Below are 14,959 nucleotides of genomic sequence, written 5' to 3'. Positions count from 1 at the left end.
GCCATGTCGCTGCACGCCGTAGACCTCTCGGCCGTCAGGGCGCCGAGCCCGGCACCGGCTCGGGTTAGGATTCTGGAAGGCACTTCAGAGCTGATCCAGGCCGCTCGCCTGTTTCGCACCGCCATGGTGGGACTGCCGAATTTCGGACCGATAGATGCTGGCTTCATCGCCGACATCTATGAGGCGGGTCGCACCCTCGGCGCCTTCGCATCAGGCACGCTGGTGGGTACGGTCAATTCCTATGCCAGCACCTTGACGGTGCCGGGTGGCGGACGCCTCGCCCATGCCGCCGTCACCCATGTCGGCGTGCTGCCCACCCATACCAGGCGGGGCATCGGCACGGCTCTCCTTGAAAGGCAATTGGCGGAGGCGCGTTCGCGCGGCGATGCCGTCGCCACGCTGCGGGCCTCGGATGCGCGCATCTACGCCCATTTCGGCTATGGCATCGCCAGTTCGCAGGTCAGTTTCGACCTCGCCGCCGAAGGAGCGCGTCTGCGCCCCGAGGTGCCGCGTGGCGGGCCGGTGCGGTTCGTCGATCCGGACGAGGCCTGGTCGCTGCTGCCCGTCATCCATGCCCAGGCCGGCACTGAGCGGGCCGGCACCATCGCCCGCTGGCGCGGTTGGTGGCACTTCCAGCGCTTGCGCCAGGACCTGTCCAAGGCGCCGGCCTATGTCGTGGTGGCCGGGGAGGAAGGACGGGAGAGCGGCTATGTGCGCTATCACCCGATCGGCCTCGACGAGTGGTTCGCCGGTTCGGATCGCACCCTGGTCGTGGACGATCTGGTCGTGGCCGACGATGCCGCCTATGGCGCACTGGTCGCCCATCTTCTCAGTGTCGATCTGGTGCATCGCATCCTCTTCCCCGGCCGGCCGGTGGATGACGCCCTGCCATGGCTGTTCGAAAACCATCGGCAGGCGCGTGTGACCGGCCAGCGCGACGAAACCTGGCTGCGTCTTCTCGATGTGCGCCTGGCGCTGGAAACGCGCCGCTATGGCGGTGAAGGCGAGGTGGTGCTCGCCGTCAGCGACCCCCTTTTCGCCGAGAACAATGGCCGGTTCCGCCTCTCGGCGCAGGGTGCGGTGCCGACAGACGCTCCGGCGCAGGCCGAGCTCGATATCGCCGCCTTGGCAACGACCTATCTCGGCGGCACGCGCTGGTGGCAACTCGCCAGGGCCGGCCGGGTCAAGGCCGAGAGCGAGGCGGTGCTGTCCACGCTCGATGCCTTGTTCGCCACGTCGGCGCAGCCCCATGCCGGCACCGTCTTTTAGGCCTTTCGCCATGGCGAAGCGGCCTTCGTCCTTTCTTCGATACATCAGGAAACAGACTATGAAATCCCGGCATTTCGCTCGTTCCAGGCTGCTCGGCTCCGCGTCGCGCTTTACGGCCGCCCTGCTGCTGACGGGCGGCCTCGCTCTCGGCGCTGCACAGGCGGCTGACGACGTTCCGTATGGCGGGACGCTGCGCATCGCCTCGCTCGACCCCGATCTCGATGCCTTCGATCCCTTGACCGGCTACAGCACCGATTCCTGGGAGATCCTGCGGGCGGTGACACGCCAGCTCGTGACCTATCCGGGCGCGCCCGGCGACATCAAGGACGACACCAAGCTGGTGCCCGACCTTGCCGAGTCCTGGGACGTCAGCCCCGACGGCAAGACCTATACCTTCCATCTTCGCGATGGCATCACCTATTCCGGCTCGACCACGCGCAAGATCACGGCGGGCGATTTCGTCTACGGTATCAAGCGCTTCTGCGATCCCAACAAGCAGGTCGCAGCCATCAACTATTTCAATCTCGCCTTTTCGGGCTTCGCCGACTACTGCAAGCAGTTCGCCAAGGTGCCGACGGGCGATCTCGCCGCCACCAAGGCCTTCACCGACACGCATGACATCGCCGGTGTCTCCGCGCCCGACGACAGGACGCTGGTGCTGCGCTCGGACTCCAAGAACTATGATTTCCTCAACATCCTGTCGATGAACTTCGTCAGCCCGCTGCCGCCGGAAATCGCCTCCAAATATTTCCCGGATTCGCTGGAATTCAGGAAGAACCTGCCCTCGAGTGGTCCCTACTACGTCGCAGCCTATGACCAGGGCCAGAAGCTCGTGCTCAAGAAGGTGGCCAACTACAATCATGCCGCCGATCCAGCCCGCAAGGCCTATGTCGATGAGATCGTCGTTGACTTCACCACCAATACCGAAGACGCCGTGGTGCAGAAGATCCGTGCCGGTGAAGCCGACCTGTCGCTCTATCTCGACGTGCCGCCTTTGGCCGCGATCCGGCAGTATCAGGCGCAGAAGAGCCCCTATCTGCATGCATCCAACAGCGGCTCGGCCAATTTCATCACCTTCAACGCCCGGCCGGAAGCCACCGGCCCCGGCGCCACCGCCCTGCGCAAGCTCGAAGTGCGCCAGGCCCTGGCCTATGCGGTGAACAAGGCCCATCTCGTCCAGCGTCAGGGCGGCTCGATCGCCGCTCTCCCGCTCGGCCAGATCATCACCTCGACCATCCTGGGCTACGAGCCCTTCGATCCCTACGCCACGCCCAAGAGCGCGGGCGATCCGGCCAGGGCCAAGGAACTGCTGGCCAAGGCCGGCTATCCCGACGGCGTGACGCTGGATGCTGTGTACCAGACCACGGCGCAGACCCAGGCCATCGCGGTGACGCTCAAGGAAGACCTGGCTGCGGCCGGCTTTACCCTCAACCTCATCCCGGTGCCGAGTTCGCAATACCGGTCCTACATCCAGGACCCCAAGAGCCATTGGGATGTCTTCCTGGGGGCGGCCTTCGCACCCGACTGGCAGGGGCCGAGCACGCGCATGCTGCTTGGAGGCTGGCTGAATTCGGATGCCTCGCCCTGCGGCACCGGCAATACCCATGCGGTCTGCTATTCCAACAAGGAGCTCAACCAGCTGGCGGCCGAGGCCTTCCCTTCCGATGATCCAGGCCCGATCTGGGCCAAGGCCGATCGCCTCGTTTCCGCCGACCTGCCCTGGATCCCCCTGTTCGAGAAGCGCAAGGTCGCCATCACCTCCGATCGCATCGCGCTGTGGAACTGGTCCTCGCTCGCCGTGCATGCCGACATCACCAACATTGCCCTGCGTAAATAGCGACAGGGCGCAGGAGAGGCGGCCATGGCGATTTTCGCGGTCGACAATCTGGATGTGAGCTTTGGAACGCGGCGGCATCGCACCGAGGTGGTGCGCGGCGTCTCCTTCGGCGTCGAGGCCGGCAAGACACTGGCCATCGTCGGCGAATCCGGCTCCGGCAAGAGCGTGTCGCTGCTGGGGGCCACCGGCCTGCTGCCCCCCTCGGCGGTGGTGACGGGCAGTGCGCGCCATCGCGGCACCGAGCTTCTCGGCCTGTCGGCGGGCCGGCTGCGTCGCCTGCGGGGCGCGCAGATCGGCTTCGTCTTCCAGGATCCGCTCTCCAATCTGCATCCGCTCAAGACGATCGGCAGCCAGATCGGCGAGGCGATCACGGCCCACCAGCGCGTGGGACGATCGGCCCTGCGCACGCGCATCCTCGATCTGCTCGACGAGGTCGGCATTCGCGATCCCGCCCGGCGCATCGATGACTACCCTCATCAGTTCTCCGGCGGCATGCGCCAGCGCGTGATGATCGCCATGGCGATCGCGCTCGGCCCGGACCTGCTGATCGCCGACGAGCCGACGACGGCGCTCGACGTGACAGTGCAGGCCGCCATCCTCACGCTCCTGCGGCAATTGCAGGAGCGCCATGGTATGGCCCTGATCTTCGTCAGCCATGATCTCGGCGTCGTCAACGATATCGCCGACGACGTGGTGGTGATGCGCGGGGGAAGCGTGGTGGAGCAGGGGCCGGCGGCGCGCATCTATGATGCACCGAAGGAGCCCTATACCAGGCTGCTGCTGGGAGCGGCGCGCCACGGCCTGGCCCTTGGCTCCGCGGTGCCGGTTGAGACCGCTCCCCTGTTGACGGTGGAAGCGATTTCCCGACGCTTCCGCCGGGGCGGCAAGGCCGAAGGCACGCTGCAGGCGCTCGATCGCGTTTCCTTTGCCCTGCGCGAGGGAGAGATCCTGGGCGTGGTAGGCGAGTCTGGTTCGGGCAAGTCGACCATCGGCCGGATCGTCGTCGGACTGGACAGGCCGGACGAAGGCCAGGTCAGGCTCGGCGACAGCGTCTATGCCCACGCCGGCGCCATGACCCTCACCAGGCAGCAACGTTCCGCCATCCAGATGGTTTTCCAGGATCCCTATGGCAGCCTCAATCCGAGGCGACGGATCAGTGCCATCCTGGCGGAGCCCTTCATCATCAACACGGATCTGTCCGCACCGCAGATTCGCTCGCGCATCCGCGACCTCGTCGAGGTGGTCGAGCTGCCCCAAGACGTGCTCGATCGCTATCCCGCCCAGCTTTCCGGCGGGCAGCGCCAGCGCATCGCGATCGCCCGCGCGGTGGCACTGGAGCCGCGCGTGATCGTGGCCGACGAACCGGTATCGGCCCTCGACATCACCACCCAGGCCAGGATCATCGCGCTGCTGCGCTCCCTCAGAAGCCGGCTCGGCGTCTCCATCCTGTTCATTTCCCATGATCTGGGCGTGGTGGCCGATCTGTGCGATCGCGTGCTGGTGCTGCAGGCCGGCCGCATCGTGGAGGAGGGGGCGACCGCGCAGGTCTTCCGGCGTCCCGGGCAGACCTATACGCAGGCGCTCATCGCAGCCATTCCGGGGCAGAAGGCGAGGGATCTCAACCGGCATGAAAGGCTGGTCCTGCATGGTTGAGGCGACCCGGACTTTTACCGAGGGCCCCGAGCAGGTTTCCTCCCGCCTTGAACTGAGGCGGCCGCCTAGCGGCCTATGGGCAGTGCTGGCGGAGCCATCCGTGCGCTTCGGCGGGCTGCTGGTGCTCGGGGTGGTGACTGCGGCGCTGCTCGCGCCCCTGGTGGCGCTCTGGCTCGGCCACGGACCGACGGAGCAGTTCAGCGACATCGCCCTGTCGGAGGATGGTTTGCCGATCGGGCCGAGCTGGGCCTTTCCGCTCGGCGCCGACGGCGATGGCCGCGATGTCCTGGTCCGCACGCTCTATGGCGCGCGCGTTTCCCTGCTGGTTTCCATCCCCGCCACGACGCTCGCCATGGTGGTGGGAACCTCGATCGGCCTGATCGCCGGCTATTTCGGCGGGCTGGCAGACCGGGTGATCTCGCAGGGCATCGACGTGGCCTTGTCCTTTCCGTTCGTGGTGACGGCGCTCAGCCTGCTGGCGCTCAACCGCGGCGCCAGCGGCCAGCCGATCGCCGATCCCCTGCTGGTGGTGGTGCTGATCATCGCCCTGTTCTCCTGGACCTATTTCGCCCGCCTGACGCGGGGGCTGGTGCTCTCGCTTCGGCACAGTCCCTTCGTGCAGGCGGCGCAGACGCTCGGCGCGAGTCGCCGGCGTATCCTGATCCGGGAGATCCTGCCCAATGTCGCGCCAGTCGCCCTGGTCTATTGGGCCGTGCAACTGCCCAACAACATCGTGGCGGAGGCGACTCTGTCCTTCCTGGGGGTCGGCATCCAGGCTCCGACGGCGAGCTGGGGCAACATGATCGCGGATGCGCAACGCTCCTCGCTCTACCAGCTGCAGCCCTGGTTCCTGCTCGGGCCGAGCATCGCCCTTTTCCTGACGGTGGTGGGCTTCAACACGCTGAGTGCGGGCTTGCGCAACATCCTCGATCCCCATCGGCGCTGAGAGACGGATCATGCTGCGCTTCATTCTCGGCCTGGCCTTCAGGGCGGTCACCACCTTGGTGATCGTCCTCGTCATCGCCTTCTTCATCACACGCCTCGCTTATCAGAATCCGGCGGTGATGCTGGCGCCGCGCAATGCCAATCAGCAGGCGATCGATGCAGTCGCCCATGCGCTGCGCCTCGACGAGCCCTGGCATGTCCAGCTCTGGCAATATCTCTATCGCGGTCCGGACATCCAGGGGGCGGCGATGGGGCTCGCGCACTGGCCGCCGGGTCTGGGCTATTCCTTCCGCAAACAGACAGGCGTCACCGAGCTGATCCTCGACAAGGTGCCCGTGACCTTCTCGCTCGCTTTGGGAGCGCTGATCATTTGGATGGCGGTCTCGCTGGTGCTGGGGATCCTGGCGGCGCGGCGGCCCGGCTCCCTGCTCGACCATGCTCTGGCGGCCATCGCCTATGTCGGGCTGTCGGTTCCCACCTTCCTGAGCGGGATGTTGTTGTCCTTCTTCCTGTTCTACCAGCTCTCGACCGTGGGCATCGACTGGTTCCCGAGCAGCGGCTACGTGCCCTTCTTCGACAATCCCTTCGAATGGGCTCGTCATCTGGCCTTGCCCTGGCTGACGTTGGCGATCGCGGAGATCGGCATCTTCCAACGTGTGGTGCGGGCGGCCATGCTGGACGTATTGGGAGCGGACTATATTCGCACGGCCCGGGCCAAGGGCCTGAGCGAATGGCGCGTCCAGGTCGGCCATGCGCTCAAGGCCGCCCTCAATCCCATCATCACCCTGGCCGGGCTGGAACTGGCGGTGATCATGGGCGGGGCGATCGTGACCGAGCAGATCTTCGGCCTCGACGGTGTCGGCAGGCTGGCGATCAATGCCGCGCTGGACGGGGATTTTCCCGTGGTGATCGGCACCACCATCTTCACCGCGGCGATCTTCGTGGCCTGCAACTTCCTGGTCGATGCCATCACCAGGCTGCGCGACCCGCTGGCGGCAGCCGGATGAGCGGCCGATGGGCATCCTCACGGTCGGCTTGGGAAGCGCTCGATGATTCCAATATATTAAGTCTATAAATTTAGTTGACATATAATCGGCAAACGTGTGTGCTCTGACCAGGCCTCGACAGACGGGCTGAGATCAAAGCTGGACCGACACGATGACGACTTCCTCCACGCCGCTCGGGCGCCGCTCGCTTCTGAAAATGGGCTCGGCCCTGGCTGCCGCCGCAGCCTTGGGCGGCACTGCCCGGGCCGACGATGCCGCCAAACCGGAAGCGGCCAAGCCTGAAGCGGGATTGCCCTCCCTCAAGGGCAAGACCATCGCGATCAGCGTCGCGGGTACCGACCATTTCTTCGACCTGAAGGCCTATCAGGCCCAGGTCGAGACCGTGAAGGAACTCGGCGGTACGCCGATCGGGCTCGATGCCGGGCGCAACGACAAGACGCTGGTCAGCCAGCTGCAGACGCTGGTGACGCAAAAGCCGGATGCGGTGATCCAGACGCTCGGCACCCTCTCGGTCGTCGACCCCTGGCTGAAGAAGCTGCGCCAGGCCGGCATCCCGGTCTTTTCAGTCGACCTGCCCTCGACCAACGTCATCAACACGGCGACCTCGGACAATTTCTCCCTGGGTGCCCAGCTCGCCTTGCAGCTGGTCTCCGATATCGGCGGCAAGGGCAATGTCGTCGTCTTCAACGGCTTTTCGGGCGTTCCTGTCTGCGAGATCCGCTACACCCAGCTGCGCAACGTCCTCAAATATTATCCCGAGGTGAAAATTATCCAGCCCGAGTTGCGCGACGTCATCCCCAACACGGTGCAGGACGCCTATGCGCAGATCACCGCCCTGCTCAGCAAATATCCGGACAAGGGGTCGATCTCGGCGATCTGGTCGGCCTGGGACATTCCCCAACTCGGCGCCACCCAGGCCCTGATCGCCGCAGGGCGCAGCGAGATCCTCACCTATGGCGTCGACGGCACCCCCGAAGTGCTGGCGCTGGTCAAGGATCCCAAGGCGCCGGCTGGTGCGGTGGCGGCCCAGCAGCCCTCGGTCATCGGCCGCCAGGCGGTCTTGAACCTCGCCCGCTATCTCAACGGCGATACCACGCTGCCCTCGCAGACTTTCCTGCCGGCCGTCATCGCCAACAAGAAGAACGCCGCCGAGGTGCAAAAGCAGCTCGGCCAGGCTTGATCGCCATTACCTGATCGACCCGCATCCGACCAACCCCGCAGGGTGCCCTCGTTGACACCATCCTGCCCAGCCACCCCATCCGCAAGCCCGGATGGGGTGGCTCTTCCTCGTGGCCGGTCCCGTGCCGCATTCCTCTGAGCAAGGGCTGAGCTGGCCGGTGATCGACGCCATGACATCCATATCTCCCGTTCTGGCCATGCGCGGCCTCGTCAAGACCTTCGGACCGACCCGGGCCCTCGATGACGCTTCACTCGTGGTCGCGCCCGGCACCGTCCACGGCCTGGTCGGGCAGAACGGCGCCGGCAAGTCGACCCTGATCAAGGCTTTGGCCGGTCTCGTCAGCCCGGAAGCCGGCAGCATCGAATTCGAGGGCCGGCCGCTCGATCATCTCTCGCCCCAGAAGGCCGAGCAACTCGGCATCGCCTTCATCCACCAGGACCGGCTGCTGGTGCCGACCGCGACGGTCGGCGAAGCGCTGTTCCTGGGGCGCGAAACCGTGGGGTCGCGCCTCGGCGTTTGGCAGCCGAGCCTGCAGCGCCGCGCGGACGAGGCCCTGCGGCATTTCTTCGGCATCACGTTGCCTCGCGGCGCACTCATCCGCGACCTGTCGACGGCGCAGCAGCAGATCGTCCAGATCACGCGTGCGCTGCTGGCCAAGCCCCGCCTGATCATCTTCGACGAGCCCACGGCGGCGCTGGCCAAGCGCGAGGTCGAGAGCCTGTTTGCCGCCATCGCGCAACTGAAGGCGCGCGGCCTGACCAGCATCTACATCTCGCATTACCTGGCCGAGATCGAACGCATCTGCGATGTCGTGACAATCATGCGCAACGGCCGGGATGTCGCCCATCTCGAGCCCTCGCGCACGACCATCAGCGAGATTACCCGCCTGATGGTCGATCGCGACGTCAAGGACCTGTTCCCCAAGCATCGCGCCGAACGCGGCAAGCCCGTGCTGTCCCTTGCCGGCCTCGGTGCGCCGCCGGCCTTTGCCAATGTGTCCCTGACGGTGCATCGCGGCGAGGTGATCGGGCTGACGGGGCTGCTCGGCTCGGGAGCCAAGGAACTCGTCCAGGCCTTGTTCGGACTGCGGCCGGCGCGGGCGGGCACCATCGAGGTCGATGGACGTGCGCGGCGCCTCTCCAGCCCCGTGGCGGCGGCGCAGGCGGGTCTCGCTCTGGTGCCGGAGGACCGCAGGGCCCAGGGCGTGGCGCTCGGCCTCTCCATCCGCGAGAACGCCACACTCGCCAGCCTCTGCCAGATCACGCGCCTGGGCTGGCTCGACCGCTCCGGCGAGCGTTCGAAAGTGTCGAAGCTGATCGAGGCACTCAAGATCAAGGCCAGCGGCCAGGACGCAGCCGTGCGCACCCTCAGCGGCGGCAACCAGCAGAAGGTGGTGATCGCCAAATGGCTGGCCCGTCGCTCCGACATCTATGTGCTTGACGAGCCGACGGTCGGGGTCGATGTCGCGGCCAAGGCCGAGATCTATCGCCTTATTGCCGAGCTGGCGGAGGAGGGGGCGGGCATCCTGCTGCTCTCTGCCGATCTCGACGAGCTCCTGGGCGTGTGCGACCGCGTCCTGGTGATGCATCGCGGCGCCGTGGTCGGCACCTACGAGACCGCGGCCACCTCGTCCGACCAGCTGCTGGCCGCGGCCCTGACGGGCGCCGATCCCGGGGAAGGAGCCAGCCATGCCGCATGAAACCCTGGAAGCGGTTGCATCCGCGACATCGGCCTCGATCCACCCCAAGCCTCATGAATCCAGGGCCGGTGCGAGCTGGCGTGATCTGGCGGGAGGCGCCGGCGCGCGCCTGGTCCGGGCCGGCGGGCTGCTTTTCTTCCTGGCTGTGATGGCCTTCTTCGCTGTCAACGTGCCCTCCTTCGTCTCGCCCGCCAATATCGGCCTCATCCTGTCGCAATCGGCGGTGCTGGGCATCTTGGGCTTTGGCCTGACGCTGGTGCTGATCACCGGCGGTTCGGATGTGATCGCCGGCGGCATCGACCTCTCCCTTGCCGGCACGCTCGGGCTTTCGGCCGCCGTCTTTGCCCTGCTCAACCAGGCCGGCTTCTCTGACACGACCTGCGTGGCGGCCGCGCTCGGCGTCGGCCTCCTCGTCGGCCTGGTCAACGCGCTTGCCGTGGTCTGGCTGCGGATCCTGCCTCTGCTGGCGACCCTGGCCGCCATGAATGTCTGCGCCGGGCTCGAACTGGTGGTGACCGAGAACACCACCATTCCCGCCACCTCGCCGCTGATCGACTGGCTCGGCCTGGCCGGCCCGCTCGACATTCCCGTGCTCGGCTGGTTGCTCCTTGCCCTGTGCGCGCTGCTGGCCGTGCTGCTGCATCTCACGCCCTTCGGCCTGCGCGCCTATGCGGTGGGCGGGCATCGCGAGGCGGCCAAGGCCGCCGGCATCGCCATCCATCGCTATGTCGCGCTGTCCTATATCGCCAGCGGGCTGCTGGGCGGGCTGGCCGGCGTGGTTTCGGTCGCCTTCCTCAATGGCGCGACCGGGGGCTCGGGCGACATGCTGCTGCCGGTGGTGGCAACCGCCTTTCTCGGCTTCATGTTTTCGCGCCGGCTGCTGCCGACCGTAGCGGGCACGCTGCTCGCCGCCGTCTTCCTGGGCGCGCTCACCAACGGGTTCCAGCTCCTCCATGTCTCGACCTATTGGGTCAACGGCATCGAAGGCGTGCTGATCCTGGCCGTCGTCGCCGCCACCGCCAATCTCGCACGCAGGAGGGCGTCATGAGCGCCGTTGGAGCCGAAGGGCCGCGCCTCCGGCCGGCATCCGAACTGCTGCGCTTCGGCATTCCGCTGGCGCTCGTGCTGGTCGTAGCCGTCTTCTCCGTGCTGGCGCCGGGCTTCCTGACGCTTGGCAACATCACCGGCGTGCTGGTCAACAATGTCGCCCTGACGGCCATCGTCGCCATCGCCATGACCTTGACGGTGGCCTCGGGCGGCACGGATCTGTCGGTGGGCACGGCGGTTGATCTCGGCAGCCTCGCCTTCGTCTCGGCGGTCTCCTCGGGCCAGCCTGTGGCGCTCGCCTGCCTCTATGGCGTCGGCGCGGGCATCGGCAGCGGGCTCTTCAACGCCGTCCTGATCGCGCGGCTGTCGATCACGCCCTTCCTGGCGACGCTGGGCACGCTGTTTATCGGCCACAGTCTCCAGCAGCTCACTACCGATGGTGGCAATCCCGTCTATGTGCCGGCCGGCAGCATACCGCCCGCGCTCGCCTTCATCGGCCATGGCACCCTCCTCGGGGTGCCGGTCTCGCTGCTTCTCGTCGCGGTGCTGGCGCTCGGCGCCTGGCTCCTCCTGGAGAAATCGAGTTTCGGCCGCACGGTCCTCGCCGTCGGCACGCAGGAGGAGGTCGCGCGCTATTCCGGCCTGCCGGTGCGGCGGATCCTGGCGATCGTCTATATCCTCTCCGGCGCCGTCGCCGCCGTGACCGGCATCCTGCTGTCGTCCAACGTCAACGCCTATGTGCCCTATTCGGGCAATGCCTATCTGCTCAACGCCATCGGCGCGGCCTTCATCGGTACTTCGCTCAGCCGTAACCGGCGCGCCAGCATTCCCGGCACGATCCTCGGCGTTCTGCTGTTCGGCTTCGTCTCCAACGGCCTCCTGCTGATCGGCTGGAATTTCTATTGGCAGCAGGTCGGCGCCGGCGTCCTGATCTTCCTCGCCTTGCTGCTGGCCTTTGCCGGCCGGCGCGAGAGCTGAGACGGATTCGGCAGAAGGCTAGCCCGCACCGGGCGCCGCCGCGAGGGCGAGCACATGGTCGCGCGTCAGGGCGGCGAGGGGCAGCGGGCCAGGTGCGCTGGGGTCGACCCAGGCGATTTCCTCGATCTCGGCGGTGGCGGCGACCGGCTCGGCGATGTCGAGGCGGAAGATCTCGGCCTCGACCATCCGGTTGTCCTCATGCGCGGCCGGGGCTTCGAACCGGCCGAGATAGACAGGGCGCGCCGGATCGACCGCGAGGCCGATCTCCTCGGCGAGCTCGCGGCACAGGGCCTGCCGGGGCTGCTCGTCGGGCTCGATCTTGCCGCCCGGCTGCATGAAGGCTGATGTCCCTCGTTTTCTGACCAGGAGTGTCATACCGTCGGGACGGACGATGACGGCGGCTGCAATACGAATCGCATCGGGGGAGGACATGGCGCCATCCTAGGTGATATCCCGGCCGCCATCCATATTTTGGGAGATCCGAGGTGGAGGATGAAGGCCAGGCTGGCGTCATGACGGGGCGCGGCGATGCGTAACCTGCCGCTCGGCGTGCTACGCACCTTCGAGGCGGCGGCGCGGCATGAAAGCCTGACCAGGGCCGCCGGGGAGCTTGCCCTGACCGACAGCGCCGTCAGCCACCAGCTGCGGCGGCTGGAGGAAGTGCTGGGCTATCCGCTCTTCCACAAGGCCGGGCGCGGGGTGGTGCTCACCGATGCCGGCCGTGTCTTCGCCAAGACGGTCTCGGCCGCGCTGCAGGACATCACCAACACCGCGCTGCGCCTGTCCGAGGCGGACCAGGATGGGGGACGCATCGGCATCGCCTGTCCGCCGATGTTCGCCAGCGGCTGGCTCGCCAAGAACCTCGCCGATTTCTGCCAGGACCACTTTGCTGTCGAATGCCATATCAAGCTCACCGAGAACCACCGCATCCACGAGCTGGTGGATGCCGATATCGGCATCGTCTTCGGCGCCGGCGGCTGGGACGACAAATGGTCGGCACAGCTTGCCCATGTCAGCATCATGCCCGTCTGCAGCCCGACCTTGTTCCAGCGCATCGGCCGGCGCATCACCAGCCCGGTGGAGCTGCGCAGCGCCATCCTGCTGCATTGGGACGATGGCTCGGAATGGCGGCGCTGGCTCTCCGAGGCCGGCGAGCGCGACTTCGGACCCTATAGCCGCCATCTCTATTGCAGCGATCTCGGCATGGCGATCGACCTCGCCATCAACGGTACCGGCGTCGCTTTGGCGAGCGACACGCTCTCGGGCGCGGACGTCAGGAACGGCACGCTGCTGCGACCCTTTTCCACCGCCATCGACGCCTTCGGCGGCTGGTATGTCGTCTCCACCCATGCCGGCCTGCAGCGCTCGGGCGTGCGGCTCTTCCTGCGCTGGCTGCTGGCGCGCTTCGGCAAGGATGCCGCCGCCTGGCAGATCGGTTGACTGGATGGTGTACAGTTGAGACTAGTTCAGGAATTGACCGAATACGCCGCCAGGCGATGCCTCCTTCGCAGGCAATATGCATTGGAAATGCACAATAGATGAAATGACGTCATCTATTTGATGATCAAATATCAATTGCCCCAGGCCGGCCTTCTGATTTTATGAGCACCGTGGCGATGGGCGGACAAGCCCGGCGCAGGAGAGGGGTCTTGGTGGCGGACGAACGCGGCCGGATTGGGAAGAAGCATGCACAAGCTGGCCGTGGACGGTATCCGCAAATCCTATGGCAAGGTCGAGGTCCTCAAGGGCGTGTCGCTCCAGGCCGCGGCCGGTGACGTCATCAGCATCATCGGGGCCAGCGGCTCGGGCAAGAGCACCTTCCTGCGCTGCATCAATTTCCTCGAGCGCCCCACCGCCGGCAGCATCGTCATCGACGGCGAGGCGCTGAAGACGGTCAGGGATGGCGACGGCTTCCTCAGGGCCACCGACAAGAGACAGCTTCAGCGCATGCGCAGCCGCCTCGCCATGGTGTTCCAGAATTTCTGCCTGTGGTCGCATATGAGCGTGATCGACAACGTCGTCGAGGCGCCGATCAGCGTGCTGGGCGTCTCCAAGGCGGAGGCGACCGAGCGGGCCAGGGCCAATCTCGCCAAGGTCGGCCTCGGCCAGGAGGTGCTGCAGCGCTATCCCGCCCATCTCTCCGGCGGACAGCAGCAGCGCGTGGCGATCGCCCGGGCGCTCAGCATGAACCCCGACGTGATGCTGTTCGACGAGCCGACCTCGGCGCTCGATCCGGAACTGGTGAGCGAGGTGCTCAAGGTCATGCAGGCCCTCGCCGAGGAGGGCCGCACCATGATCGTGGTGACGCATGAGATGGGCTTTGCGCGCCATGCCTCCAGCCGCGTCGTTTTCCTGCACAACGGCGCCGTCGAGGAAGAGGGCCCGCCCGAAGCCGTTTTCACCGATGCCCGCAGCGACAGGCTGCGGCAATTCCTTGCCGGGCGTTTGCAGCACTAGCCATCGCTTCACCCTCCACCTTCAGGGGAGGGTAAATCGACCCCACCAAGGCCGGTGGAAACCGGCTTCCACAACGACAAATCCCATCCCGAGAGACCCATCATGAGCATTCGCTTCAGAAACGCCGTCGCCGCCCTCCTGCTCGGCCTTGCCGCCTCCGGCGCCCAGGCCCTCAGCGTCCAGGCCGCCGACAAGATCAAGATCGCCACCGACGCCACCTTCCCGCCCTTCGAATCGATCGATGCCAACGGCAAGCTGGTCGGCTACGACGTCGAGCTGATGCAGGCGATCTGCGAGGCCGCCAAGCTCGATTGCGACATCTTCAATGCCGCCTGGGACGGCATGATCCCCGGCCTGATCGACGGCAAATATGATGCGCTGATCTCCCAGCTCACCGTCACCGAGAAGCGCCGCAAGGTGATCGCCTTCTCCGACATCTACAACCACCCGATCTTCCGCTTCGTGGCCAAGAAGGGCTCGTCCTACGAGTTCACGCCCGAGGGCATGGCGGGCAAGACCATCGCGGTGCAGACGGGAACGCCGATGGACGCCTATGTCACCAGCCATTTCCCCAAGGCCACCATCAAGCGCTACGACACCGGCAGCGCGCCCTATCTGGAGCTGACCGCCGGCCGCGCCGAGCTCCATATCAGCTACCAGGCCCAGATCAGCGCCAGCTTCCTGAAGTCGGACGCCGGCAAGGATTACGAGCTGGTCGGCCCGCAGCTCACCGGCAAGGACGCCAAGGAGTTCGGCGAGGGCGTCGCCATCGCCATCGGCAAGAAGAACACCGCCCTGGTGGCCGAGATCAACAAGGGCCTCGCCGTCCTCAGGGACAACGGCAAACTCAAGGCGCTGGACGCCAAATATTTCGGCGAATGACCGGA

At 66.3% G+C, this 14,959-nt stretch carries 13 protein-coding genes; 12 read left to right on the top strand and 1 reads right to left on the bottom strand.

Going from position 1 to position 14,959, the window contains the following annotated elements; all coding sequences use genetic code 11:
- Window positions 1-3: 3 nt before the first annotated feature.
- The 9 genes from ACR9ZN_RS07560 to ACR9ZN_RS07520 all read left to right on the top strand — a co-directional run bounded on the left by ACR9ZN_RS07560 (window position 4) and on the right by ACR9ZN_RS07520 (window position 11,615).
- On the top strand, window positions 4-1,269 hold the full coding sequence (locus tag ACR9ZN_RS07560) for a GNAT family N-acetyltransferase (RefSeq protein WP_481271812.1): 1,266 nt from the start codon (window positions 4-6) through the stop codon (window positions 1,267-1,269).
- Window positions 1,270-1,327: 58 nt separating this feature from the next.
- Window positions 1,328-3,106 carry an ABC transporter substrate-binding protein gene (locus tag ACR9ZN_RS07555; protein WP_454816992.1) on the top strand — a complete coding sequence of 593 codons (1,779 nt, stop codon included), beginning with the start codon at window positions 1,328-1,330 and terminating at the stop codon, window positions 3,104-3,106.
- Between the two features lie 24 nt (window positions 3,107-3,130).
- The gene (locus tag ACR9ZN_RS07550) at window positions 3,131-4,759 is read left to right on the top strand and encodes a dipeptide ABC transporter ATP-binding protein (RefSeq protein WP_481271811.1); all 1,629 of its coding nucleotides are present in this window, start codon (window positions 3,131-3,133) and stop codon (window positions 4,757-4,759) included.
- Window positions 4,752-5,705 carry an ABC transporter permease gene (locus tag ACR9ZN_RS07545; protein WP_454816995.1) on the top strand — a complete coding sequence of 318 codons (954 nt, stop codon included), beginning with the start codon at window positions 4,752-4,754 and terminating at the stop codon, window positions 5,703-5,705. Before ACR9ZN_RS07550 ends, ACR9ZN_RS07545 begins: the two co-directional genes overlap by 8 nt.
- A gap of 10 nt (window positions 5,706-5,715) precedes the next feature.
- The gene (locus ACR9ZN_RS07540; RefSeq protein WP_454816997.1) at window positions 5,716-6,711 is read left to right on the top strand and encodes an ABC transporter permease; all 996 of its coding nucleotides are present in this window, start codon (window positions 5,716-5,718) and stop codon (window positions 6,709-6,711) included.
- A gap of 151 nt (window positions 6,712-6,862) precedes the next feature.
- Window positions 6,863-7,891: a sugar ABC transporter substrate-binding protein gene (locus ACR9ZN_RS07535; protein WP_434960003.1), complete on the top strand. Its 1,029-nt coding sequence runs from the start codon at window positions 6,863-6,865 to the stop codon at window positions 7,889-7,891.
- A 169-nt stretch (window positions 7,892-8,060) separates the two neighbouring features.
- Window positions 8,061-9,590 carry a sugar ABC transporter ATP-binding protein gene (locus ACR9ZN_RS07530; protein WP_481271810.1) on the top strand — a complete coding sequence of 510 codons (1,530 nt, stop codon included), beginning with the start codon at window positions 8,061-8,063 and terminating at the stop codon, window positions 9,588-9,590.
- Window positions 9,580-10,638: an ABC transporter permease gene (locus ACR9ZN_RS07525; RefSeq protein WP_441771624.1), complete on the top strand. Its 1,059-nt coding sequence runs from the start codon at window positions 9,580-9,582 to the stop codon at window positions 10,636-10,638. The genes ACR9ZN_RS07530 and ACR9ZN_RS07525 overlap by 11 nt, the downstream gene beginning before the upstream one ends.
- Window positions 10,635-11,615 carry an ABC transporter permease gene (locus tag ACR9ZN_RS07520; protein ID WP_454817003.1) on the top strand — a complete coding sequence of 327 codons (981 nt, stop codon included), beginning with the start codon at window positions 10,635-10,637 and terminating at the stop codon, window positions 11,613-11,615. Before ACR9ZN_RS07525 ends, ACR9ZN_RS07520 begins: the two co-directional genes overlap by 4 nt.
- Before the next feature lie 18 nt (window positions 11,616-11,633).
- Here ACR9ZN_RS07520 and ACR9ZN_RS07515 read toward each other — a convergent pair whose 3' ends face one another.
- Complete coding sequence (locus tag ACR9ZN_RS07515) at window positions 11,634-12,047, bottom strand: NUDIX hydrolase (RefSeq protein WP_454817005.1); 414 nt, start codon at window positions 12,045-12,047, stop codon at window positions 11,634-11,636.
- 96 nt (window positions 12,048-12,143) lie between these two features.
- Between ACR9ZN_RS07515 and ACR9ZN_RS07510 the strand changes: the two genes are divergently transcribed.
- From ACR9ZN_RS07510 to ACR9ZN_RS07500, 3 genes are all read left to right on the top strand, one after another.
- A complete protein-coding gene (locus ACR9ZN_RS07510) occupies window positions 12,144-13,055 on the top strand; it encodes a LysR substrate-binding domain-containing protein (protein ID WP_481271809.1) in 912 nt (303 codons plus the stop codon).
- A 246-nt stretch (window positions 13,056-13,301) separates the two neighbouring features.
- Window positions 13,302-14,072, top strand: coding sequence for an ABC transporter ATP-binding protein (locus ACR9ZN_RS07505; protein WP_481271808.1), 771 nt, complete (start codon window positions 13,302-13,304; stop codon window positions 14,070-14,072).
- A 102-nt stretch (window positions 14,073-14,174) separates the two neighbouring features.
- Window positions 14,175-14,954, top strand: a complete 780-nt coding sequence (locus ACR9ZN_RS07500) for a transporter substrate-binding domain-containing protein (protein WP_481271807.1) — start codon at window positions 14,175-14,177, stop codon at window positions 14,952-14,954.
- Window positions 14,955-14,959: the final 5 nt, after the last annotated feature.

This window comes from Labrys sp. HAY1-8F, from assembly GCF_056754975.1.
This window is presented reverse-complemented; position numbering and strand designations above follow the sequence as displayed.

Bases quoted from the DNA above. Each gene is read 5' to 3' on its own strand.
- ACR9ZN_RS07560 (WP_481271812.1), top strand. From the start codon at position 4: ATGTCGCTGCACGCCGTAGACCTCTCGGCCGTCAGGGCGCCGAGCCCG.
- ACR9ZN_RS07555 (WP_454816992.1), top strand. From the start codon at position 1,328: ATGAAATCCCGGCATTTCGCTCGTTCCAGGCTGCTCGGCTCCGCGTCG.
- ACR9ZN_RS07550 (WP_481271811.1), top strand. From the start codon at position 3,131: ATGGCGATTTTCGCGGTCGACAATCTGGATGTGAGCTTTGGAACGCGG.
- ACR9ZN_RS07545 (WP_454816995.1), top strand. From the start codon at position 4,752: ATGGTTGAGGCGACCCGGACTTTTACCGAGGGCCCCGAGCAGGTTTCC.
- ACR9ZN_RS07540 (WP_454816997.1), top strand. From the start codon at position 5,716: ATGCTGCGCTTCATTCTCGGCCTGGCCTTCAGGGCGGTCACCACCTTG.
- ACR9ZN_RS07535 (WP_434960003.1), top strand. From the start codon at position 6,863: ATGACGACTTCCTCCACGCCGCTCGGGCGCCGCTCGCTTCTGAAAATG.
- ACR9ZN_RS07530 (WP_481271810.1), top strand. From the start codon at position 8,061: ATGACATCCATATCTCCCGTTCTGGCCATGCGCGGCCTCGTCAAGACC.
- ACR9ZN_RS07525 (WP_441771624.1), top strand. From the start codon at position 9,580: ATGCCGCATGAAACCCTGGAAGCGGTTGCATCCGCGACATCGGCCTCG.
- ACR9ZN_RS07520 (WP_454817003.1), top strand. From the start codon at position 10,635: ATGAGCGCCGTTGGAGCCGAAGGGCCGCGCCTCCGGCCGGCATCCGAA.
- ACR9ZN_RS07515 (WP_454817005.1), bottom strand. From the start codon at position 12,047: ATGTCCTCCCCCGATGCGATTCGTATTGCAGCCGCCGTCATCGTCCGT.
- ACR9ZN_RS07510 (WP_481271809.1), top strand. From the start codon at position 12,144: ATGCGTAACCTGCCGCTCGGCGTGCTACGCACCTTCGAGGCGGCGGCG.
- ACR9ZN_RS07505 (WP_481271808.1), top strand. From the start codon at position 13,302: ATGCACAAGCTGGCCGTGGACGGTATCCGCAAATCCTATGGCAAGGTC.
- ACR9ZN_RS07500 (WP_481271807.1), top strand. From the start codon at position 14,175: ATGAGCATTCGCTTCAGAAACGCCGTCGCCGCCCTCCTGCTCGGCCTT.